Genomic DNA, 23,518 nt, shown 5'->3' with positions numbered 1-23,518 from the left:
ACCATGATCCGGCTCCAGCCGGGCGCTGCTCGCCTGCAGGGGGATGTCGTGCCGTTCAAGCCCAAGCTGATGGTGCCGCTGGCGGGACTGTTGCTGGCGCTGATGCAGCCCGGGCTGCTGCAGGCCCAGACGGTCTGGCGCTTCGCGCCGGAGATCGACTACGGACCGTTTGTCTACCAGGACCGCCAGGGCCGGGTGCGCGGCCTGTCGATCGATCTGCTCGACGAGATGCAGCGCCACGCCGATCTGCCGCTGCAGATGCTGCCGCCGCGCCCGCTGGCCGAGCAGCTGGCCGCGGTGCGCCGTGGCGAGGTCGAGCTGCTGTCCTCGCTGCGGCCGACGCCGGAGCGGGCGCAGTACCTGTCCTTCTCCCGACCCTATGTGCGGGTGCCGGCGGTGCTGGTCGCGCGCACCGCGCCGAGCGGGCTGGAGGCGTTCGAGGGGCGTGCGGTGGCGGTCGGCCGCGGCTATGCGGTCGAGGCCCATGTGCGCCAGCACCATGCCCGGGTGCGCTGGCAGCCGGTCGACAGCGATCTGGAGGGTCTGCGCCGGATGCTGCGCGGCGAGGTCGACGCGCTGGTGGTCGATGTCGCCAGCGTGCATTTCATCGCGCGCGAGCATGGCCTGTCCGGCTTCGTGGTCGGCGAGCCGATCGGCTTCGAGTACGCGCTGAGCTTTGCCTGGCGCCGTGACCGGCCCGACATCGGCGAGGCCCTCGAGGAGGCGCTGCGGCGCATTCCGGCCGACCGGCGCCAGGCGCTGCTGGCGCGCTGGTCGGTGCAGACGCATGCGCCGGCGCGCTCGGGGCTGCGGCTGTGGACCGAGCGGCTGGGCGCGGCGCTGCTGCTGCTGGCCGTCGGTCTGGCGGGCTGGATCGGCTGGCGTCGGCGCAGTCGTCCGGCCGCTTCGGCATGAACCCGACCGATGCCCTGGGCCCGGAGCTGCAGCGCCAGCCGTCCGGCCCCAGTCTGGAGGATGCCCTGCGCGACCGTCTGGACGCCGCCTTCTGGCGCGCGCCGGCGCTGGCGCTGTTCGGTGCGCTGCTGCTGGTGTCGCTGACGCTGCTGCTCGAGCGCCAGCCCGGCAGCCAGATCGCGATCTGGTTCACCGACGCCTTCGGCGTGGTGCTGCTGCTGTGCTGCCGTCCTGCGGCACGGGTGGCGGTGCTGGCCGGCCTGATGGGCGGCACCCTGGCGGCCGGCCTGCTGGGCGGGCGGCCTGACCTGATGCTGGCCTGGATGCCGGGCCACCTGATGGCCACCGCGGCTGGCGCCTGGATGCTGCAGGGTGTGGCGCAGCGCCAGCAGATCGGCAGCAGTCCGGCGGTGCTGGCGCAGGTCGGGCTGGTGGCGGTGCTGCTGCCGGCGCTGCTGTCGGCCAGCCTGTCGCTGCCGCTGCTGATGCTCACCTCGGCCGCACTGCCCGCCATGCCGGTGACGATGATCTGGCTGAACCAGGCGCTCGGCGGCGTGATCGGCTCGCTGGTGCTGCTGCCGCTGCTGCTGGCGGCGCTGGCGCAGCCGTGGCCGAGCCCTGCCCCCGAGCGCCCTGACCGACGCCGAAGCAATGCCGACACCCTGGTGCTGATGCTCGCCGGGGCCGGCGTGACGGTGCTGGCGCTGCTGCATCTGGTCCACCCGTTTGTCTACATCGCGCTGCCGCTGATGATCGGCGCGGTGCTGCTGGATTTCCTGCGGCTGCAGCTGCTGGTGCTCGGGGTCACGCTGGTCTTCGGCGCGATGGTGGCCACCGGCCTGGTGGCCGAGCCGCCGACGACCGCGCGCTGGCAGGAGGTGCTGCTGCACCTGTCGCTGGTGGTGATGCTGCTGCCGGAGCTGCTGCTGTCGGCGGCGGTCGGGGCGTCGCGCGAGCGCCGGCTCGCGCTCGAGGCGCAGCGCGAGCGCTACCGTCAGCTGTACGAGCGCACCCCGGCGATGATGCACTCCATCGGGCCGGACGGCCGGATGCTGGCGGTCAGCCGGCTCTGGCTGGAGCGGCTGGGCTACGACGAGCGCGATGTCATCGGCCGGCCTTCGACCGATTTCCTGGATGCCGATTCGCGCCGGCGTGCCATCGAGCAGGTGCTGCCGCAGTTCCTGCGCACCGGCGAGTGCCGCGATGTCGAGTACCGCATGCTGGCCCGCGATGGCCGGCCGGTCGACGTGCTGCTGTCGGCCACCAGCGAGCGCGATGCGCAGGGACGCTTCCTGCGGTCGCTGGCGGTGCTGGAGGATGTCACCCGCAAGCGCCTGGCCGAGCAGCTCGCCGCCGAGCACCAGCGCACCGCGGCGATGCTCGAATGCATCGGCGATGCGGTGATCGGCATCGATGCGCGGGGGCGGCTGCGCAGCCTCAATCCGGCCGCGGTCGCGATGACCGGCTGGACGCTGGAGGAGGCCCGCGGCCGCGACTGGGCGGGCTGGCTGTCGCGCCGCGGCGTCGCCGACGACGAGCCGGCGCCGCCCGATCCGGTCGCGCTCTGCCTGGCGCACCGCACCCGGCCCGAGCCGACCTCCTGCCGGCTGGTGCGCCGTGACGCCTCCTGGCGGGTGGTGCGCGAGATCGTGCTGCCGATGTCGGCCCCCGGCGGGCAGGGCTTCGATGGCGTGGTGCTGACCCTGCAGGACATGACCGCCGCGCATGATCTGGCGCGCACGCTGGCGCATCGTGCCCACCATGATGCGCTGACCGGGCTGCCGAACCGGCTGCTGCTGCAGGACCGGCTGCAGCAGGCCCTGCGGCTCGCCCGCCGCCAGCATCAGCCGCTGGCGCTGATGTTCATGGACCTGGACCATTTCAAGCAGATCAACGATCGCCACGGCCATGATGCCGGCGACGAGCTGCTCAAGGCGGTGGCGCAGCGGGTCCGGGGCGCGGTGCGCGCCAGCGACACGGTGTGTCGTCTCGGCGGCGATGAGTTCGTGGTGCTGCTGCCCCAGATCGAGGCGGCGCTGGATGCCGAGCGGGTGGCACGCCACATCCTGTCCGAGGTGTCCCGGCCCTACCGGCTCGGTGCGCTGCCGGAACTGCATGTGTCCTTCAGCATCGGCATCGCGGTCTTTCCCGAGGACGGCGAGGACGAGGCCACGCTGATGCGTCGTGCCGATACCGCGATGTATCAGGCCAAGCGGGAAGGGCGCAACGCGCTGCGCTTCCACCAGCGTGGCGACACCGACCTGACACCGACCTGAGTGCGGGCACGGTGTAGTCTTCCGCTCCGGGAGACAACCGGCGGACCGCAGGAGCCGCACACGGCAGGACACGGTGGATTGCAGCATCGGGAGCGCGGCCTCGGACCGCGGTGAACACAGGCGCGTGCGACGGCGGCTGGCAGCGGCGCTGCTGGCCGGACCGGCGCTGCTGGCGCTGCCGCGAGGTCCGGCGCGTGCCGGCGACGCGCCGCCCCCGGCGCTGCCCGCGCTGCCGCGCCTGCAGCCGCGGCGCTGGACGCTGGCCAACGGGCTGCAGGTGCTGGCTCTGCCTGACGAGCGCCGCCCCGGCGCCGGCGTGGTGGCGGTGCAGCTCTGGTACCGGGTCGGGGGCAAGGACGATCCGCCGGGCCGGTCGGGCTTCGCGCATCTGTTCGAGCACATGATGTTCAAGCGCACCCGGCATCTGCCCGACGAGGCCTTCGACCGCCTCACCGAGGATGTCGGCGGCCACAACAATGCCTTCACCGCCGAGGACACCACCGCCTATCTGAACCTGGTGCCCTCGGCGCATCTGGAGCGGCTGCTGTGGGCCGAGGCCGAGCGCATGGGCGGCCTGCAGGTCGATGCCGACAACCTGCGCAGCGAACGTGCGGTGGTGCAGGCCGAGTTCGGCCAGCGGGTGCTCGACGACCCTTACGGCCCGCTGTTCCACGGCATGGCGCCGGCCTTCTGGCAGGTCCATCCCTACCGGCGCCCGGTCATCGGCCGCATCGACGACCTGGACGCGGCCACGCTCGAGGATGTGCAGCGCTTTCACCGCAGCTACTACCGGCCGGACAACGCGGTGCTGATCGTGGCCGGCGATTTCGAGCTCGAGCGGCTGCCGGCGCTGGTGGAGCGCCATTTCGGGCCGCTGCGTGCGCCCGGCACGCCGGTGCCGCGGGTCACGGTGGTCGAGCCGCCGCGCCAGATCGACCAGCGCCTGGTGCTGACCGCCGCGCAGGTGCCGGCGCCGGCGGTGGCGCTGATGTGGTCGGGGCCGCCGGCGCGCCATCCGGATGCGCCGGTCTGGCGCCTGGTGGCGGCGCTGCTCGGCGATGGCGATTCCTCTCGGCTGGTGGCGGCGCTGGTCGAGCGCGACCGTCTGGCCCAGGGCGCCGGCTTCAGCGCCGATCTGCTGGCCGATGCCGGCATGCTCAATGCCTGGGCGATCGCCGCCGGTCCGTCGGTCCAGGGCGCCGAGCCGCGCCTGGATCCGCGGCTGGTGCGGCTGGAGGAGGCGCTCTCGCGCGAGATCCACCGGCTGGCGACCGGCCCGCTGCCGGCCGCCGAGATCGACAAGGCCCGCACCCGGCTGCTGACCGAGGCGCTGTCGGCCCGCCAGACCGCCGAGGGCCGGGCGCTGGCCGCCGGCTGGGCCGAGATGCTCTCGGGCGATGCCGCGGCGGCGGACCTGCAGCTGCAGCGCCTGGCCACGGTGCAGGCCGACGAGGTGCGCCGGCTGCTGCGCGAGCAGCTGCTGATGCAGCCCAGGGTGACGCTGCACTACATCCAGCGGGGGCGGCGCTGATGGCGAACGATCACGGTGACGGACTCGGGCCCGCGCGTGCCGACCGCCGCGCCTGGCTGGCGCGCTGCGCGCGGCTGGGCGGCCAGGGTCTGGTGATGCCGCTGGGCCTGGCCGGACTGGCGGGCTGTGCGACCACGGTGCAGGCCGGGCGCGAGAGCCTGCCGGCGCCGGGCCTGGCCGAGCCGGCCTCGTCGCTGCTGCCGCCGCCGGGCGAGCCGGTGCCGGTGCATGTGCCGGAGGTCGAGCAGGAGCTGCTCGGCGAGGTCGGCCCGACGCTGATCGTGGCCGGGCGGCGCGATCTGCCGCTGGTCAGCGTCGCGCTGCGGGTGCGCTGCGGCAGCGCGGCCGATCCGCCCGGGCGCAGCGGCTGCGCGCTGCTGCTGTCGCAGATGCTCGCGCGCGGCGCGATGCGCCAGGGCCGGCCGGTCGACGGCGCGACGCTGGCGCGCCAGGCCGAAGCGCTGGGCGGATCGATCGGCACCGGCGTGCAGGACAGCCAGATCTGGCTGGAGATGACGGTGATGACGCCGCTGCTGCCGCAGGCGCTGGCGCTGCTGGTCGACCTGCTGCGCCGGCCGCTGCTGCCGCCGGCCGAGCTGCAGCAGGTGCGGGCCCAGGCGCTCGATGGTCTGGGCCTGCGGCTGCAGGATCCGGCGCTGCTGGCGGCGCTGGTGGCGCGGCGCACCGTCTGGGGCCGCAGCCTGCACGGCGCGGTGCCCACGCCCGAGAGCCTCTCGGCGGTGCGCCGCGACGATCTGCTGACGATGCACCGGCGCTGGTTCCGCCCCGACCGGGTCGCGGTGGTGCTGACCGGCGACATCGACCTGGCCGAGGCACGTGCGCTGCTGCGGCCGATGTTCGCCGGCTGGCGCATCGCCGACGCGCCGATGCCGCACGAGATGCCCAGCGCGCCGCCGCAGCCGCTGCTGCCGGCCACGCTGCTGATCGATCTGCCGCGTGCTGCGCAGACCGCGGTGCTGGTCTGCGCGCCGCATGTCGCGCTCGACGCGCCGGACCGGCGCGCCGGCCAGATGGCGGCCACCGTGGTCGGCGGCGGCTACTCGGCGCGGCTCAACCAGGCGGTGCGCATCCGCCGCGGCCTGTCCTACGGCGCCGACGCACGCATCGAGCAGCAGCGCGCCGGCGGCCTGTTCATCGCCCAGGCGCGCACCGCGCCGCGCCATGCCGCCGAGGTCGTGCAGCTGATGCGCGAGCGGGTGCTCTCGCCCGGGCGCGAGCCGCCGACGCCCGAGGAGCTGGCGGCCCGGCGCGCCGCGCTGATCGGCTCGCTGGCACGCCGGCTCGATACCGACGAGGGCCTGAACGCGCGGCTGGGCGAACTCTGGGCCCAGGGCATCGGCCTGGGCGAGCTGCACGGCTTTGCCGCAGGCATCGCCGGGGTCGAGGGCGCGGATGTGCAGCGCTTCGTGCAGCGCCACTGGCCGGCCGCAGCGCTGCGCACCCTGGTGGTCGGCCCGCTGGAGGCGGCCGGCCCGGCGCTGGCCGGGCTCGACCCGAAGGCGCTGCGGCTGGCCGCCGCCGACCTGGTGCTGGACAGTCCGGTGCTGCGCCGCTGAGACAGTGCCGGCCTGGTCGGGCCTGGCCTCATCGGATGCTCACCGGCGGGCGCGGGTTTGCACCGACAATCCCGGGCGGCCGCTCCGGTCGCCTTCTTTTTTCACCTTATCGCTGTTCTCCGATGCGCATCGCCCTCGTCACGCCCATGCTGCCCGTCCCGCACGACCAGACGCGGGGCCGCTACATCCACGAGACCGCCCGCTCGCTCGGTCGGCTGGCCACCGTCAAGACCTTCCTGCAGACGATGCAGTACCCGAAGGTGCCGGGCCTGCGCCCGCGCAGTTTCATCTACGGCTCGGTCGGCCCCGACTACCAGCTCGACGGCTGCGATGTCGAGACCTTCGACTACATGGGGCTGCCGGTGATCAGCCGCGGCTGGAACGGCCACATCGCCAGCTGGTCGCTCACGCCGCGGGTGCGCCGCTTCAAGCCCGATCTGGTGCTGGCCTACTGGGTCTATCCGGACGGCTTCGCCGCGCTGCGCACCGCGCGTGCGCTGGGCGTGCCCTGCGTGGTGGGCGCGCTGGGCTCGGACATCCATGTGCGCTCGGGCGTCAACGAGAAGATGACGCGGCGCACCATCGACGGCGTCGACGCGCTGCTGACGGTGAGCGAGGCGATGCGCCAGTACGCGATCCGCGAGTTCGGCGCGCCCGCCGACCGGGTCCACACCATCATCAACGGCTTCAACACCGCGGTGTTCAAGCCGCTCGACCAGGCCGCGCTGCGCGCGAAGTGGGGCGTGAAGCCGGACGAGAAGATGATCGTGTACGTCGGCCGCTTCGTCGAGGCCAAGGGCATGCGCGAGCTGATCACCGCCTTCCAGACGCTGGCCAAGGACGATCCGAAGGTCACGCTGGCGCTGGTGGGCGACGGCGTGATGAAGACCGAGCTGATGGAGCTGGTGCGCTCGACCGGCCTGACCGAGCGGGTGCATCTGCCCGGTGGCCAGGCACCGGAGCAGGTCGCCGAATGGATCAACGCCGCCGACGTGCTGACGCTGCCGAGCTGGTCGGAGGGCTATCCGAACGTGGTCGTCGAGGGCGTGGCCTGCGGCCGCCCGGTGGTGGCCACCGATGTCGGCGGCACCCGCGAGATCCTGCACGAGCGCAACGGCATCCTGATCCCGCCGCGTGATGCCGGCGCGCTGACGAAGGCGCTGCGCGACGCACTTGACCGCGACTGGGACCACGCCGGCATCGCCGCGGCGATGAGCCGCACCTGGGACGATGTGGCGGTCGAGACGCTGAAGGTCTGCGAGCAGGTGGTCGCCGGCCGCACCGGCCGGCGCGCGGCCTGAGCCGGTCGGCCGCGAGGCCGGTCGCTCGCGTGCTCGCTCAGTCCAGCGGCTGCGTCTGCGGCGTGGTCTTGAAGGCGCGGCGGTCGTAGCCCAGCGCCTCGGCGCGCGCCAGCGCGGCGTCGAGCTCGGAGGGCGGCAACTGCGGCGTGCGCGACAGCACCCAGCCGAACTGGCGCTTCGGCTCGCCCACCAGCACCCAGCGCTGGTCCGGCCCGAAGGCCAGGATCCAGTAGTCGCCGTAGAAGGGCCGGAAGAAGCTCACCCGCAGCTTGGCATTGCCGCTGCCCGGCACCACCTTGGCGATGCCGGTGATGTCCTCGACCGTGCCGTCGGCAGTGCGGCAGCGGTTGCGCACCTCGATGTCGTCGCCGACCGGGCGATAGCGCGCCTGGGTGTCGGCGACGCACTGCTTCTGGAAGCGGTTCGGCAGCGAGACGACCTCGTACCAGGCGCCGGCATAGCGCGCCAGGTCGACCGAGGCCACGGTCGGCAGCGGTGCGGCCGGCGTGCCCGGGCCCGAGGCGCAGCCGGCCAGCGCCAGCAGCGCCGCGCCCGCCGCCAGCGCCATCGTTAGACGGGCCGCCTTCATGCCATGCCCTGATGACGCAGCAGCGCGTCGATCTTCGGCTCGCGGCCGCGGAAGGCCTTGAAGTTGTCGATCGCGTCGCGCGCGCCGCCCGCCTCCAGGATCTCGCGGCGGTAGCGCCGGCCGGTCTCGGGGTTGAGCACGCCTTCCTCCTCGAAGGCGCTCCAGGCGTCGGCGCTGAGCAGCTCGGCCCACTTGTAGCTGTAGTAGCCCGCCGCATAGCCGCCGGCGAAGATGTGCGAGAAGGTGTGCTGGAAGCGGTTGAAGGCCGGCGGCTTCATCGCCGCCACCTCGTCGCGCACCTCGTCGACGATCTGCTGGATGCGTGCGTCGCTGCCCGGCTCGGCGTGCAGGCGCATGTCGAGCAGCGCGAACTCCACCTGCCGCAGCGTCATCAGGCCGCTCTGGAAGTTCTTCGCGGCGATCATCTTGTCGAACAGCGCGCGCGGCAGCGGCTCGCCCGAGTCGACATGGGCGGTCATGTGCTTGAGCACCTCCCATTCCCAGCAGAAGTTCTCCATGAACTGGCTCGGCAGCTCGACCGCGTCCCACTCGACGCCGGAGATGCCCGAAACGCCCAGGTCGGACACCTGCGTCAGCATGTGGTGCAGGCCGTGGCCGAACTCGTGGAACAGGGTCTGCACCTCGTCATGCGTCAGCAGCGCGGGTCGACCGCCCACCGGCGCCGAGAAGTTGCACACCAGATGCGCCACCGGCGTCTGCAGCGCGCCGGTGTCCGGGCGCAGCCAGCGGCCCTTCACATCGTCCATCCAGGCGCCGGGGCGCTTGCCCGGGCGCGCGTAGGGGTCGAGGTAGAACTGGCCGATCAGCTCGCCGCCGCGCTCGATGCGGTAGAAGCGCACCGACTCGTGCCAGACCGGCGCGCTGTCCGGGCGGATCGCCACCTCGAACAGCGTCTCGATGATGCGGAAGAGGCCGGCCAGCACCTTCGGCTCGGTGAAGTACTGCTTCACCTCCTGGTCGCTGAAGGCGTAGCGCGCCTCCTTGAGCTTCTCGCTGGCGAAGGACACGTCCCAGGACTGCAGCGCGCTCAGGCCCAGCTCCTTGGCGGCGAACTCGCGCAGCTCGGCCAGGTCCTTCTCGGCGTAGGGGCGGGCGCGGGCGGCGAGGTCGCGCAGGAAGTCGGTGACCTGCTTCGGGCTCTCGGCCATCTTGGCCACCAGCGAGACGTCGGCGTAGCTCGGGTAGCCCAGCAGCGCGGCCTCCTCCTGCTTCAGGCGAAGGATCTCGGCCATCACCGGGGTGTTGTCGCGCTCGGGCGGCCCGGCCTCGCAGGCGCGGGTGACATAGGCGGTGTAGAGACGCTCGCGCAAGGGCCGGTTCTCGGCGTACTGCATCACCGGCAGGTAGACCGGCATGTGCAGCGTGAGCCTGTGGCCGTCCTGGCCGGCGGCCTCGGCCGCGGCGCGGGTGGCGGCCTGGACGTCCTCGGGCACGCCAGCCAGCTCGTCGGTCGTGGCCAGGTAGGAGAAGCTGTCGGTGGCGTCGAGCACATGCTCGGAGAAGGCCTGGCTCAGCTCGGCCAGCCGCTCCTGGATCTGCGCGAAGCGCACCTTGTCCTCGCCCTGCAGCTCGGCGCCGGACAGCACGAAGTCGCGCAGCCAGTGCGACAGCGCCTGCTGGCGCGGCGCGCTCAGCGTGGCCGCGGCCGGGCTGGCGGCGATGGCCTTGTACTTGGCATAGAGCCGCTCGTCGGCGCCCTGGCGGGTGTAGAACTCGGTGATGCGCGGCAGGTTCTCGTTGAAGGCGGCGCGCAGCTCCGGCGTGTCGGCCACGCCCTTGAGGTGGCCGACGGCGCCCCAGGCGCAGCCCAGGCGCTCGGTGGCGACGGTCAGCGTGCGCGACAGCGTGTCGTAGTCGGCCGGGGTGTCGGCGGCGACCGCGGTCTCGAGCGCGGCGTTCGCGTCGGCCAGCAGCACATCGAGCGCCGGGCTCACATGCTCCGGGCGGATGGCGTCGAACAGCGGCAGCGGGGAGGAGGTCAGCAGCGGATTGGCGGCGGTGTCGGTCATCGGCATGGGCAGCAGGGCTGGAAGGCGAATGGGGACGGACAGGCGACGCGCCGGACGGCACGAAGCCCCGGCCAGCGTAACCGACCGGGGCTTCAGGTGGGGACGGGCAGGGCATCCGCAAGGGTGCCCTGCCGTGACAGGATGTCAGGCCGACTGCTGCACCAGCGCCTGCAGGGTCGCGACGGCGTCGGCCGGCATCGGCTCGAAGCCGGTGAAGCGCAGGTCCTCCAGGACACGCTGCCCTGCCGGGTCGGTGCACATCGCGCAGAGCAGGTCGCGGATCTCGTCGGCGCGCTCCGCCAGCTCCGGTCCGACGCAGAAGCAGTGCGAGGCCTGCCGGCTGCGTGTCTGCGCGGCGACGGCCAGTCCGGCGCGCGTCGAGCCGCTCAGCCCCTGCCAGGTCTCGTTGAAGACGAAGCCCGCATCGCAGCGGCCGTCGAGCACCGCCTGCGCCGCCTTCTGATGCGTGCCGACGCTGACGAACTCGCAGTCGCCCATCCGGATGCCCAGCCCGTCGAGCAGCGTCAGGCCGAGAAAGTGCACGATCAGCTTGTCGGTGGCGGTGGCCACCTTCAGCGCCCGCCCGGGCTCCAGCGTCATGCCTTCGCGTGTCACGAGCAGGGTTTCATCGAACACGCCGACCGGGCGTGCGACGGGCGTGAATCCGCGCTGCTGCACATACTGCAGCGCACTGAACGGGTTGGCGTAGACCAGCTGATAGCCGCCGGCCAGCACCTGCTCGCGCTCGGCATGGAAGTTGTCGCTCGGCTCGAAGCGCATCGACAGGCCGAGGCGCTTCTGCAGATAGGTGTTGATCAGGAACCAGGCGGCAATGTTCTTCGCCGTGTCGTGAGGACAGACGGAGAGCCGATAGCGGGGGGATGGGCTGCTCATCGAGACGGGGGAGGGAATGAATCGGTGCCAAATAGTACCGGTGTGCCCCCGCCCGTGTCGCGGCTGCGTCCTAACAGGATTCGTGCGTTGTGCACGGCTTCAGTGCACAGATGGGTCAGGCGGCGGCCGCCGCGACGCGCTCGGCCGCCTCCATCGTGTTGACCAGCAGCATCGTGATCGTCATCGGGCCGACGCCGCCCGGCACCGGGGTGATGAAGCCGGCGATCTCCTTGCAGCCGTCGAAGTCGACGTCGCCGCAGAGCTTGCCCTCGTCGTTGCGGTTCATGCCGACGTCGATGACGACCGCACCCGGCTTGACCATGTCCGCGGTCAGCACATTGCGCTTGCCCACTGCGGCGACGATCACGTCGGCCTGACGGGTCATTGCGGCCAGGTCGGCGGTGCCGCTGTGGGTGATGGTGACGGTCGCGTTGGCCGCCAGCAGCATCATCGCCATCGGCTTGCCGACGATGTTGGAGCGGCCGATGACGACGGCGTGCTTGCCGCGCAGGTCGGCCATGCCGATGCTTTCGAGCATCTTCATGCAGCCGTAGGGCGTGCAGGCCTTGAAGCCGACCTCGCCGACCATCAGCGCGCCGGCCGAGGCGACGTGGAAGCCGTCGACATCCTTCAGCGGCGAGATCGCCTCGATCACCTTGTGGTCGTCGATGTGCTTGGGCAGCGGCAGCTGCACCAGGATGCCGTGGATCGCCGGGTCGTTGTTCAGCGCGTCGATGCGCGCCAGCAGCTCGGCCTCCGACAGCGTGGCCTCGTACTTCTCCAGCACCGAGTGGAAGCCGACGTCCTCGCAGGCCTTGACCTTGTTGCGCACATAGACCGCGCTGGCCGGGTTGTCGCCGACCAGGACGACGGCCAGACCGGGCTTGAGGCCGCGTGCGGTCAGGGCTGCGGCGCGTTGCGCCACCTCGGCGCGGAGTTGCTTGGACAGGGCGTTGCCGTCGATGAGCTGGGCGGTCACGGGGATCTCCTGGAGGGAAAAGAGCTGAGGAAGCTGGGGGACGAGGACAATGAAAAAGGCCGCTGACGCTTCAGCGGCCTCGGGAGCGGGGAGGGCGGGCTCAGGCCTTGGCGGCTTGACCGGCGCCCAGCGCGATCTTCAGCAGATCGGCGACGGTGTTGGCGTTGAGCTTTTCCATGATATTGGCGCGGTGCGCCTCCACCGTCTTGATGCTGATGCCCAGATCGTCGGCGATCTGCTTGTTCAGGCGGCCGGCGACGATGCGCTCGAGCACCTGGGCCTCGCGGGTGGTCAGGCGCGACAGCAGCGCTTCGCGGCTGGCCTGTTCCTGGTGGGTCGAGAAGGCGGCGCGGGCACGCTCGAGCATGCGCTCGACCAGCGCGACCAGCTCGTCTTCCTTGAAGGGCTTCTCGATGAAGTCCTCGGCGCCCTTCTTCATCGTGGTGACCGCCATCGGCACATCGCCGTGGCCGGTGATGAAGACGATCGGCAGCGGGCTCTTGCGCTCGAGCAGGCGGTCCTGCAGCTCCAGGCCGCTCATGCCGTCCATGCGGATGTCGGCGACCAGGCAGGCGACCTCGCGCGGATCGAAGCGCGACAGGAAGGCCTCGGCCGAGTCGAAGCACTTGACCCGGTAGTCCTTGCCTTCGAGCAGCCACTGCAGCGAATCGCGAACCGCCTCGTCGTCGTCGACGACGTACACCGTACCTTTCTTCGGGATCAGGCTCATGTCTTCAGTGGACCTCAGGTGTCTTTGACGTGCTGTCACCCGCAGCGGCGACGGGCAACATGAAGGAGAAACGGCATCCGCAGATGCTGTCCCCATTGTAGAGGTTCTCGGCTTTCATCCGGCCCTGGTGCGACTCGATGATCGAGCGGCACAGCGACAGCCCGATGCCCATGCCGTCGGACTTGGTCGAGAAGAAGGCCTCGTAGAGGCGGCCGATGACTTCCTCGCGGATGCCGGGGCCGGCGTCGGTGACGCTGAACTCGATCACGCCACCGAGCTCGGCGGTGTGGCGCGGCACGACGCGCAGTTCGATGGTGCGCCGCTTCGGCGGCATCTGCGCGTTGTCGATCGCCTCGGCGGCGTTCTTCAGCAGGTTCAGCAGCACCTGCCCGATCAGGATCGGGTCGACCTGCAGCACCGGCAGGCGCTGCGCGACATAGCTCTGGATCGCGACGTTGCGCCGCTTGAGCTCGATGGTGGCCAGCTCCAGCGCGTCCTCGACGATCTCGGCGGCGCGCGCGGGCTGGCGCTGCGGCTCGCTGCGCTTCACAAACTGGCGGATGCGGTGGATGATCTGGCCGGCGCGCTGCGCCTGCTTCGAGGTCTTCTCCAGCGCCATCGCCAGATCCTCCTCGCGCAGGTTGCCGGCGCGCAGCCGCGAGAGCATGCCGTTGCAGTAGTTGGTGATCGCCGCCAGCGGCTGGTTGAGCTCGTGCGCGACCGAGGACGCCATCTCGCCCATCGTCACCAGCCGGCTGGTCTCCTGGGCGCGCTCGATCTGGCGGGCGGTCTCCTCCTCCATCTGCCGGCGCGCGGTCACGTCGGTGGCGATCAGCATCTGCGCCAGGCGGCCGTCGGTCCACTGCAGATAGCGCGCGCGCACGTCAAACCATTTCTGCATCGCCTCGACATGGACCTCGCGGGCCTCGGCGCCGGCCTCGTCGAGTTCGGCGGTGGGCACGCCGGCCATCGCGTCGACCGCGTCGCCCTGCTCGTCGCCCCCGCTGGCCGGGCGTCCGGCCAGCTGTGCATGCCAGCGCGCCTCGCCGCCGAACCACAGCCGGTAGGTGCGGTTGGCGAACAGCAGCTCGCCGGTCTGCGCCGACATCACCGACACCGCCGCGTCCAGTCCTTCCAGCACGGTGGTGAAGCGCTCGTGCGAGGCGGTGAGCTGGTCGCGGATGCGCTTGGCCTCGGTGATGTTGGTCATCGAGGTCATCCAGCCGGTCTGCTGGCCACGCGAGTCGATCAGCGGCGAGACATACATGCGCGCGTCGAAGCGGGTGCCGTCCCGGCGCTGCACCTTGACCTCGATGCCGCCGGCCGGGCTGCGGCCGGCCAGCTCCTGCTGCAGCAGGCGGTGGTTCTCCTCCATGCGCTCGGGCGGCCAGTGGGGGTAGGGCGGCATGCGGCCGATCAGGTCGGCTTCGGAGAAGCCGGTCATCGCGCAGAAGGCCGGGTTGACATAGGTGATGCGCCCGTCGAGGTCCATCGCGCGCATGCCGGTCAGCATCGAGTTCTCCATCGCGCGGCGGAAGTTGGTCTCCTGCACCAGCGCGCCCTGGATCTGCAGTCGCCGGCGCATGTGGCGCCAGGTGCCCAGCAGCATCCACAGTGTCAATGCCGACAGCGCCAGCACCATCCAGAACAGCGTGTTGCCGATCAGGCCGGCCGAGGTGCGAAAGCCCTCGCCGCGCAGCGTCACCCCGTGGTGGACCGGCGCGAACGGCACGCTCCAGGTGAGCAGGGTGTCCTTGTGCCGGCCGCGTTCGAGCGCGGCGGCGCCGGCGGTGCTGGCCATGACCTGATCGTCGCCGTCCAGCATCGAGATCACATGGCGCTGCGAGACCTCCGGCGGCACGAAGTGGCGCAGCAGCGCCTCGACCGAGTATTCGGCCACCAGCGTGCCGGCGAAGTTGCCGTGGTCGATCAGCGGCACCTGCACCTGGAAGACCAGCAGCCGGTTGGCATGGCGGAAGGGCGGCGAGTAGACCGGCAGCCGCAGCTCGCGGCTGTCGCGGAAGGTTTCCAGGGTGACGCGCTGGCGCAGATCGGCCGAGACCGGATCGCCGGGGTCGCCGCCGGGCATGCCCAGGCGCGGCATCGCCGCCACCAGATCCGGCGAGACATGGCGCGCGATCACCTGGCGCTGCACGCCCAGCCAGGTCAGGCTGACGATCTCCGGCCGCTCGCGCTCGATGCGCTCGGCCTGGGCCAGCAGCTCGTCGCGGTCGACCGCACGGGTCACCACCTCGCGTGCCATGCGCACCAGCTGCTCCTGGTTCTCGATCAGGCGCAGGCGGATCTGCTGCTGCACCAGCTCGGCATCGCGCTTGACCGACTCCAGCTCGCGCTCGATCTCCTCGTTCCGCAGGTACCAGAAGGCCGTGATGATCGCCGCCAGGAACAGCATCACCGACAGCAGCGGCGCCAGCGTGGCGAGCCGGTCCTGGCGCGAGGGCGACAGGCGGCGCCAGCGAGCCGCCAGCCGGCGCAGCAGGCGCAGGCCCGGGCGTGCGGTCGGGGCCACGGGCGGGGCGGATTCGGGAGGGCGGGAGCTCATGGTGACATTATGGTTTCAGTGAATTTCATAATGTGAATTTGTAAAGCACCATTTGAAATATTGAGCCTGATGTGCGAGACTTCGTGCCCATGCCCCGAGGAGGGGTGCGCCTGCCCGGAGCCCGACGCCAGCGAGCGCGGCCGCAACGGGTCTTTTCCGACGATGCAGCACGAGGAGACACCATGTCTGCACTGCCCCAGAATCCCCAGGATCCGGATACCCAGGAAACCCGCGAGTGGCTGGACGCGCTGAGCGCGGTCATCCAGGCCGAAGGCGGCGAACGCGCCCACCAGCTCCTCGACGAGCTGCTCGGCCATGCGCGCCAGAGCGGTCTGGACATGCCGTTCTCGGCCAACACCGCCTACGTCAACACCATTCCGGCCGACCAGGAAGCCCACTGCCCGGGCAACATCGAGATCGAGGAGCGCCTGCGCGCCTACATGCGCTGGAACGCGATGGCGATGGTCGTCAAGGCCAACCGCCACAACCCGGAAGACGGCGGCGACCTGGGCGGCCACATCGGCTCCTTCGCCTCGCTGGCGCACATGTTCGGCGCCGGCTTCAACCACTTCTGGCATGCCGAGAGCGAGAACCACGGCGGCGACTGCATCTACTTCCAGGGCCATGTGTCGCCCGGCGTCTATGCACGTGCCTACCTGGAAGGCCGCCTGACCGAAGAGCAGCTGCTGCACTTCCGCCAGGAAGTCGAAGGCAAGGGCCTCTCGAGCTACCCGCACCCGAAGCTGATGCCCGGCTTCTGGCAGTTCCCGACCGTCTCGATGGGTCTCGGCCCGCTGATGGCGATCTACCAGGCGCGCTTCCTGAAGTACCTGCATGCCCGCGGCATCGCCGACACCAGCAACCGCAAGGTCTGGGTGTTCTGCGGCGACGGCGAGATGGACGAGCCGGAATCGCTGGGCGCGATCGGCCTGGCCGCGCGCGAAGGCCTGGACAACCTGATCTTCGTCATCAACTGCAACCTGCAGCGCCTGGACGGCCCGGTGCGCGGCAACGGCAAGATCGTCCAGGAGCTCGAGGGCGAGTTCCGCGGCGCCGGCTGGAACGTCATCAAGCTGCTGTGGGGCAGCGAGTGGGACAAGCTGCTGGCCAAGGACAAGGACGGCGCGCTGCGCAAGCTGATGATGGACACGGTCGACGGCGACTACCAGTCCTTCAAGGCCAACGACGGCGCCTATGTGCGCAAGCACTTCTTCGGCAAGGACCCGCGCACGCTCGAGATGGTCGCCCACATGAGCGACGACGAGATCTGGGCCCTGAAGCGCGGCGGCCATGACCCGCAGAAGGTCTACGCGGCCTATGACCGCGCGGTCAAGCACAAGGGCCAGCCGACGCTGCTGCTGATCAAGACCGTCAAGGGCTTCGGCATGGGCAAGGTCGGCGAAGGCAAGAACACCGTCCACCAGACCAAGAAGCTGACGGACGACGACATCCGTGCCTTCCGCGACCGCTTCAACATCCCGGTGCCCGACAGCGAGCTGCCGAAGATCCCGTTCTACAAGCCGGCCGACGACACGCCGGAAATGCGCTACCTGCACGAGCGCCGCAAGGCGCTGGGCGGCTACCTGCCGCACCGCCGCACCAAGGCCGACGAGCAGTTCGTCATCCCGCCGCTGGAGACCTTCAAGGCGGTGCTCGAGCCCACTGCGGAAGGCCGCGAGATCTCGACCACCCAGGCCTATGTGCGCTTCCTGACCCAGCTGCTGCGCGACAAGGACGTCGGTCCGCGCGTCGTGCCCATCCTGGTCGACGAGGCCCGCACCTTCGGCATGGAAGGCCTGTTCCGCCAGGTCGGCATCTACAACCCGCTGGGTCAGCAGTACACGCCGGTCGACAAGGACCAGGTCATGTACTACCGCGAGGACAAGGCCGGCCAGATCCTGCAGGAAGGCATCAACGAGGCCGGCGGCATGTCGAGCTGGATCGCGGCCGCCACCTCCTACAGCACGTCGAACCGGATCATGATCCCGTTCTACGTCTACTACTCGATGTTCGGCTTCCAGCGCATCGGCGACCTGGCCTGGGCGGCGGGCGACATGCAGGCGCGCGGTTTCCTGCTGGGCGGCACGTCCGGCCGGACCACGCTGAACGGCGAGGGCCTGCAGCACGAGGACGGCCACAGCCACATCCTGGCCGGCACCATCCCGAACTGCGTCAGCTACGACCCGACCTTCGCGCATGAAGTGGGCGTGATCCTGCACCACGGCCTCAAGCGCATGGTCGAGAACCAGGAGAACGTGTTCTTCTACCTGACGCTGCTCAACGAGAACTACGCGATGCCGGGCCTGAGCCAGGGCACCGAAGAGCAGATCCTCAAGGGCATGTACCTGCTGCAGGAAGGCGGCGCGGGCGTGCCGCGCGTCAACCTGCTGGGCTCGGGCACGATCCTGCGCGAGTCGATCGCCGCCAAGGCGCTGCTGGAGAAGGACTGGGGCGTCTCGGCCAACATCTGGAGCTGCCCGAGCTTCAACGAGCTGGCCCGCGACGGCCAGGACTGCGAGCGCTGGAACCTGCTGCATCCGCTGGAAGCCGCCCGCGTGCCGTTCGTCGCCCAGCAGCTCGAGGGCCACGCCGGCCCGGTGGTCGCCTCGACCGACTACATGAAGAGCTACGCCGAGCAGATCCGCCCCTTCGTCCCGAAGGGCCGCAGCTACAAGGTGCTGGGCACCGACGGCTTCGGCCGCTCGGACTTCCGCTCCAAGCTGCGCGAGCACTTCGAGGTCAACCGTCACTACATCGTCGTCGCCGCGCTGCGTGCGCTGGCCGACGAGGGCACGCTGCCGCTGGCCAAGGTGGCCGAGGCGATTGCCCGCTACGGCATCAAGGCCGACAAGATCAACCCGCTGTACGCCTGATCGGCACGGAACACGGAGACAGACACCATGGCACTGATCGAAGTGAAGGTTCCCGACATCGGGGACTTCAAGGAAGTGACGATCATCGAGGTCCTCGTCAAGGCGGGTGACACCATCAAGGCCGAGCAGAGCCTGATCACCGTCGAGTCCGACAAGGCCTCGATGGAGATTCCCAGCTCGCACGCCGGCGTGATCAAGGAAATGAAGGTCGCGCTGGGCGACAAGGTGGCCGAAGGCTCGCTGGTGCTGATGCTGGAGGTGGCCGGTGCGGCCGCCGCCGCGCCGGCTCCGGCCGCTGCCGCGCCGGCCCCGGCGCCGGTGGCTGCACCGGCCCCGGCCCCGGTGGCCGCGGCCCCGGTCGTTGCCGCTGCCAACGCCGGCCCGGTCGAGGTGTTCGTGCCCGACATCGGCGACTTCGACGCGGTCGCGGTCATCGAGCTGCTGGTCAAGGTCGGCGACACCGTGAAGGCCGAGCAGAGCCTGATCACCGTCGAGTCCGACAAGGCCTCGATGGAGATCCCGTCCAGCCATGCCGGCGTGATCAAGGAGCTGAAGGTCAAGCTGGGCGACAAGGTCAGCAAGGGCTCGCTGGTGGCGGTGCTGGAAGGTGCGGCCGGTGCCGTGGCCGCTCCGGCGCCTGCCGCGGCTGCACCGGCTGCCGCTCCGGTGGCGGCACCCGCTGCTGCACCGGCTCCGGCCGCTGCGGCTCCGGTGGCCGCCGCTCCGGCGGCAGCCGTGCCGGCGCATGACCCGACCGCTCCGGCGCTGAACCTGCCGCACGCGTCGCCGTCGATGCGCAAGTTCGCCCGCGAACTGGGCGTGCCGCTGGCCGAGGTCAAGGGAACCGGTCCGAAGGGCCGCATCACCGAGGCCGACATCCAGGGCTTCGTCAAGGGCGTGATGGCCGGCGCGGTGCAGACCGCGGCGCAGAAGGCCGCCGCTCCGGCTCCGGCCGCGGCGGCTGCCGCCGGCGGTGCCTTCCCCGGTCTGCTGCCGTGGCCGAAGGTCGACTTCGCCAAGTTCGGCCCGGTCGAGCGCAAGGACCTGTCGCGCATCAAGAAGATCTCGGGCGCCAACCTGCACCGCAACTGGGTGGTCATCCCGCACGTCACCAACCATGACGACGCGGACATCACCGAGCTGGAAGCCTTCCGCGTTCAGACGAACAAGGAAAACGAGAAGTCCGGCGTCAAGGTCACGATGCTGGCCTTCATGATCAAGGCGGCGGTCGCGGCACTGAAGAAGTTCCCCGAGTTCAACTCGTCGCTGGACGGCGAGCAGCTGGTGCTGAAGAACTACTTCCACATCGGCTTCGCGGCGGACACGCCCAACGGCCTGGTGGTCCCGGTCATCAAGGACTGCGACAAGAAGGGCATCTTCCAGATCAGCCAGGAAATGGGCGAGCTGGCCAAGAAGGCCCGCGACGGCAAGCTGGGTCCGGCCGACATGAGCGGCGCCTGCTTCACGATCTCGTCGCTGGGCGGCATCGGTGGCCGGTATTTCACGCCGATCATCAACGCGCCGGAAGTCGCGATCATGGGCGTCTGCAAGAGCCAGATCGAGCCGAAGTGGGACGGCAAGCAGTTCGTGCCGCGCCTGATGCTGCCGCTGTCGCTGTCGTGGGACCACCGCGTCATCGACGGCGCCGCGGCCGCGCGCTTCAACGTCTACTTCGCATCGCTGCTGGCGGACTTCCGCCGCATCGTGCTGTGATCGGGGAGAACACGACATGGCACTGATCGAAGTGAAGGTCCCGGACATCGGCGACTTCAAGGACGTGGCGATCATCGAGCTGCTGGTGAAGGCCGGCGACACGGTGAAGATGGAACAGAGCCTGATCACGGTCGAATCCGACAAGGCCTCGATGGAGATTCCGTCGAGCCACGCCGGCGTGGTCAAGGAGCTGAAGGTCGCGCTGGGCGACAAGATGAACCAGGGCAACGTGATCCTGGTGCTGGAGAGTGCCGAGGCGGCTGCGGCCGCTCCGGCGCCGGCGCCCGCACCGGCGGCCGCCGCCCCGGTCGCGGCACCGGCTCTGGTGGCCGCACCGGCCGGTCCGGCCGGCAGCTACAGCGGCCCGGTCGACGTCGAGTGCGACGTGCTGGTGCTGGGCGCGGGCCCCGGCGGCTACTCGGCCGCCTTCCGCGCCGCCGATCTCGGCCTGAAGACGGTCATCGTCGAGCGCTACGCGACGCTCGGCGGCGTCTGCCTGAACGTCGGCTGCATCCCGTCGAAGGCGCTGCTGCACGTCGCGGCGGTGATGGACGAGGTCTCGCACCTGGGCGACCTGGGCGTCGAGTTCGGCGCACCGAGCCTGAACATCGACAAGCTGCGCGGCCACAAGGACAAGGTCATCGGTAAGCTGACCGGGGGCCTCGCCGCGATGGCCAAGATGCGCAAGGTCACCACCGTGCGCGGCGTCGGCCAGTTCCTCGACCCGTACCACGTCCAGGTCGAAGAGACCACGGGCGCGGGCACGGAGCGCGCGGGCGGCGCCAAGGTCGTCAAGTTCAAGCACGCCATCATCGCGGCGGGCTCGCAAGCCGTGCGCCTGCCGTTCTTCCCGAAGGACGAGCGCATCGTCGACTCGACCGGGGCGCTCGCGCTCAAGGCCGTGCCGAAGAAGATGCTCATCGTCGGCGGCGGCATCATCGGCCTGGAAATGGGCACCGTCTACAGCACGCTGGGCGCTCGCCTGGACGTGGTGGAGATGATGGACGGCCTGATGCAGGGCGCGGACCGCGACCTCGTCAAGGTCTGGCAGAAGATGAACGCCAAGCGCTTCGACAACATCATGCTGAAGACGAAGACGGTCGGCGCCGAAGCCACCCCCGAAGGCATCAAGGTGCAGTTCGAGGGGCTGGACGGCACGAAGTCGGAAGGCGTCTACGACCTGGTGCTGCAAGCCGTGGGCCGCACGCCGAATGGCAAGAAGATCGCCGCTGACAAGGCCGGCGTGGCGGTGACGGATCGCGGCTTCATCAACGTCGACATCCAGATGCGCACCAACGTGCCGCACATCTTCGCCATCGGCGACATCGTCGGCCAGCCGATGCTGGCGCACAAGGCGGTGCATGAGGCGCACGTCGCGGCGGAAGTCATCGCCGGCACGCTGCTGGGCGACGACAAGCTGGCGAAGTCGGCCTTCAACGCCCGCGTCATCCCGTCGGTGGCCTACACCGATCCGGAAGTGGCGTGGGTCGGCCTGACCGAGGACCAGGCCAAGGCGCAGGGGATCAAGGTCAAGAAGGGCCTGTTCCCGTGGACGGCTTCGGGCCGCGCCATCGCCAACGGCCGCGACGAAGGCTTCACCAAGCTGCTGTTCGACGATTCTCCCGAGGCCCACGGCCACGGCAAGATCCTCGGCGGCGGCATCGTCGGCACCCATGCCGGCGACATGATCGGCGAGATCGCGCTGGCCATCGAGATGGGCGCGGACGCGGTGGACATCGGCAAGACGATCCACCCGCATCCGACGCTGGGCGAATCGATCGGCATGGCGGCGGAAGTCGCGCACGGCTCCTGCACGGACCTGCCGCCGAGCAAGAAGTAACCCCATCCGTCATACCCGCGAAAGCGGGTACCCACGCAGCACATCAACGCCTGCGAAGAAAAGCCCGATCAGCGTCAGCCGGTCGGGTTTTTTTGCGACAGGGTGTTAATGATTCGATGGACCAAGTTGGTGCATTTATCCTGCTCTGCACCTGATCCGTGCATTTTCAGGCCATGCAAATGCCGATGGGGCCGCCACCGCGATGTCCGAGGGTGGGTGGGCCGGTGCTGTTCATGCCGCTTTCACACAGCCGGGCGAACACTGGTGTCACAATCCGCCCGCCTTCGAGCGGGCGCACAGCGCGGCGCCGCTCGTGTCCAGCGGCCCGGGTGCCGCAACACCGACCATGAACATGCCTTCCACCGCTCTGCTGAATATCGCTCCGCAAAACAGTTCGTCGCTGACCCTGTCGGGTATCAATGGATATTCGATCCATGGCGATCGCGTGATTATCAGCACCTCCGAGATTTCCAATCATCGCCATGCCGACAATCTCAGCGGCAGCCTGTCGCTGGAATTGTGGGCGCTGGATCGACCCTATTTCGGCGGCGATTTCGACGGGGTGGCGCTGGCGGGCGTGCAGATCGGCCGCGTGCAGGGCCAGCACCTGCTGGTGAACAATCAATATGATCTGCCGTTCACCGCGCCGGGCGCCGGCACCTGGACCCTGACGCTGATGCTGCGGGAGTGGGAAGGCCAGGGCTTCGTGACGCGCGACCAGGTGCAGTTCGCGCAGCCCTATGTGGTCGAGCGCAAGGCCGCGGCCGCCGTGCAGGCGCAGGCGGACAACGTGATCACGGTGAACTTCGCCGCCGCGGAGCCGCCGGTCGACCGGCGCCTCTCGCTCAACGAGGCCAGCCGTGCCGAGATCGCCGCGATCAAGGGCGTGTCGAAGAAGCTGGCCGAGGCCATCGTCGCGGCGCGCCCGTTCGCCTCGACAGCGGATCTGCTGGCGGTCAAGGGCATGGGCCCGAAGCTGCTGGAGAAGATCCGCACGCTGGTGCGGCTGTGAGCTGAGCGACAGGCGTTGAGCGCCTTTCCCCCGTTACACCCGCAAAGGCTGGTGCCCACGAAGGGCCACCAACGCCCGCGAAGAAAGGCCCGATGTTGGTGACCACGGGGATGGATGGGTGCGGCGCGTACCGGTGTGGATCAGTTGCTGGCGGCGGCCGGTCATCTGGGGCTGGAGCCGGACGCGGCGCGGCTGGAGGCGCTGCGTCTGTCTGACCCACCGAGCCAGAGGGGACGTTCTCGTCGATCAACCCGTCATGCCGTCGCTTCCCGGTGCTTCAGGGCTGGTTCAATCCGCCGGCACCGGCAAGCCCGGACACTGCACGACGTAGTCGATGTCCGGGGAGATCCATTCGCGCCATTCTTGGCGGGTCATGTTGCGGGGGAGTTTGGCGCAGAGGTGGGTGGCCCAGGAGTCTAGGACGGGCCACAGGCGCAAGGTGTTGTCCGCACTGCCGGAGACGATGCGCGAGCCGTCGGGGCTGAACGCGACGCTGAAGACGGGGCCCGAATGTCCCTTGAGGGGCTCGCTGATGGGGTTGCCGGAAGGGGCATCCCACAGGCGCAGGCTGACCTTGCCCCCAGAAACCGTCTCCCATGCTGAGTGATGCAATGTCAGCAAGGAGAGCGGAAATGACGAAGCCGAAGGCTGCGCCGAGGGCGCGCTACACATTGGAATTCAAGCAGGAGGCGGTG

Annotated in this window: 16 protein-coding genes; 9 read left to right on the top strand and 7 right to left on the bottom strand. The window is 70.0% G+C overall.

Annotated elements, in window-relative coordinates:
- The first annotated feature begins 3 nt into the window (after positions 1–3).
- The 5 genes from HZU84_RS16630 (at position 4) to HZU84_RS16610 (ending at position 7,600) form a co-directional block, all read left to right on the top strand.
- A complete protein-coding gene (locus tag HZU84_RS16630) occupies positions 4–915 on the top strand; it encodes a transporter substrate-binding domain-containing protein (protein ID WP_180693015.1) in 912 nt (303 codons plus the stop codon).
- On the top strand, positions 912–3,191 hold the full coding sequence (locus tag HZU84_RS16625; RefSeq protein ID WP_149504078.1) for a sensor domain-containing diguanylate cyclase: 2,280 nt from the start codon (positions 912–914) through the stop codon (positions 3,189–3,191). Before HZU84_RS16630 ends, HZU84_RS16625 begins: the two co-directional genes overlap by 4 nt.
- Before the next feature lie 124 nt (positions 3,192–3,315).
- Positions 3,316–4,722: a M16 family metallopeptidase gene (locus tag HZU84_RS16620; RefSeq protein ID WP_149504077.1), complete on the top strand. Its 1,407-nt coding sequence runs from the start codon at positions 3,316–3,318 to the stop codon at positions 4,720–4,722.
- Positions 4,722–6,299, top strand: coding sequence for a M16 family metallopeptidase (locus HZU84_RS16615; protein WP_149504076.1), 1,578 nt, complete (start codon positions 4,722–4,724; stop codon positions 6,297–6,299). Before HZU84_RS16620 ends, HZU84_RS16615 begins: the two co-directional genes overlap by 1 nt.
- 122 nt (positions 6,300–6,421) lie before the next feature.
- The gene (locus tag HZU84_RS16610; RefSeq protein ID WP_180693014.1) at positions 6,422–7,600 is read left to right on the top strand and encodes a glycosyltransferase; all 1,179 of its coding nucleotides are present in this window, start codon (positions 6,422–6,424) and stop codon (positions 7,598–7,600) included.
- 37 nt (positions 7,601–7,637) lie between these two features.
- On the opposite strand, the gene HZU84_RS16605 is transcribed toward HZU84_RS16610, so the two are convergent.
- From HZU84_RS16605 to HZU84_RS16580, 6 genes are all read right to left on the bottom strand, one after another.
- The gene (locus HZU84_RS16605; protein ID WP_149504074.1) at positions 7,638–8,189 is read right to left on the bottom strand and encodes a lipocalin family protein; all 552 of its coding nucleotides are present in this window, start codon (positions 8,187–8,189) and stop codon (positions 7,638–7,640) included.
- Positions 8,186–10,225, bottom strand: a complete 2,040-nt coding sequence (locus HZU84_RS16600; RefSeq protein WP_244954286.1) for a M3 family metallopeptidase — start codon at positions 10,223–10,225, stop codon at positions 8,186–8,188. The genes HZU84_RS16605 and HZU84_RS16600 overlap by 4 nt, the downstream gene beginning before the upstream one ends.
- A gap of 138 nt (positions 10,226–10,363) precedes the next feature.
- Complete coding sequence (locus HZU84_RS16595; protein WP_149504073.1) at positions 10,364–11,113, bottom strand: PhnD/SsuA/transferrin family substrate-binding protein; 750 nt, start codon at positions 11,111–11,113, stop codon at positions 10,364–10,366.
- A gap of 115 nt (positions 11,114–11,228) precedes the next feature.
- Entirely contained in the window at positions 11,229–12,092 is an 864-nt protein-coding gene (gene folD / locus HZU84_RS16590) for a bifunctional methylenetetrahydrofolate dehydrogenase/methenyltetrahydrofolate cyclohydrolase FolD (protein ID WP_149504072.1), read from the bottom strand.
- Positions 12,093–12,192: 100 nt separating this feature from the next.
- Positions 12,193–12,822: a response regulator transcription factor gene (locus HZU84_RS16585; protein WP_037478421.1), complete on the bottom strand. Its 630-nt coding sequence runs from the start codon at positions 12,820–12,822 to the stop codon at positions 12,193–12,195.
- 4 nt (positions 12,823–12,826) lie between these two features.
- On the bottom strand, positions 12,827–15,385 hold the full coding sequence (locus HZU84_RS16580; RefSeq protein WP_149504071.1) for a PAS domain S-box protein: 2,559 nt from the start codon (positions 15,383–15,385) through the stop codon (positions 12,827–12,829).
- A gap of 182 nt (positions 15,386–15,567) precedes the next feature.
- Between HZU84_RS16580 and aceE the strand changes: the two genes are divergently transcribed.
- The 4 genes from aceE (at position 15,568) to HZU84_RS16560 (ending at position 22,823) form a co-directional block, all read left to right on the top strand.
- The gene (aceE, locus tag HZU84_RS16575; protein WP_149504070.1) at positions 15,568–18,258 is read left to right on the top strand and encodes a pyruvate dehydrogenase (acetyl-transferring), homodimeric type; all 2,691 of its coding nucleotides are present in this window, start codon (positions 15,568–15,570) and stop codon (positions 18,256–18,258) included.
- 27 nt (positions 18,259–18,285) lie between these two features.
- A complete protein-coding gene (gene aceF, locus HZU84_RS16570) occupies positions 18,286–19,971 on the top strand; it encodes a dihydrolipoyllysine-residue acetyltransferase (RefSeq protein WP_149504069.1) in 1,686 nt (561 codons plus the stop codon).
- 16 nt (positions 19,972–19,987) lie between these two features.
- On the top strand, positions 19,988–21,811 hold the full coding sequence (gene lpdA / locus HZU84_RS16565; protein WP_180693013.1) for a dihydrolipoyl dehydrogenase: 1,824 nt from the start codon (positions 19,988–19,990) through the stop codon (positions 21,809–21,811).
- 346 nt (positions 21,812–22,157) lie between these two features.
- Positions 22,158–22,823, top strand: a complete 666-nt coding sequence (locus tag HZU84_RS16560; RefSeq protein WP_180693012.1) for a ComEA family DNA-binding protein — start codon at positions 22,158–22,160, stop codon at positions 22,821–22,823.
- Positions 22,824–23,111: 288 nt separating this feature from the next.
- On the opposite strand, the gene HZU84_RS16555 is transcribed toward HZU84_RS16560, so the two are convergent.
- Positions 23,112–23,444, bottom strand: coding sequence for a WD40 repeat domain-containing protein (locus HZU84_RS16555; protein WP_219340976.1), 333 nt, complete (start codon positions 23,442–23,444; stop codon positions 23,112–23,114).
- Positions 23,445–23,518: the final 74 nt, after the last annotated feature.

The sequence above is a fragment of the Sphaerotilus sulfidivorans genome (assembly GCF_013426975.1).
In the GTDB taxonomy this organism is placed as follows: Bacteria; Pseudomonadota; Gammaproteobacteria; order Burkholderiales; family Burkholderiaceae_C; genus Sphaerotilus; species Sphaerotilus sulfidivorans.
Note: the sequence above shows the minus strand (reverse complement) of the source record. Positions and strands in the feature narration are given on the sequence as shown.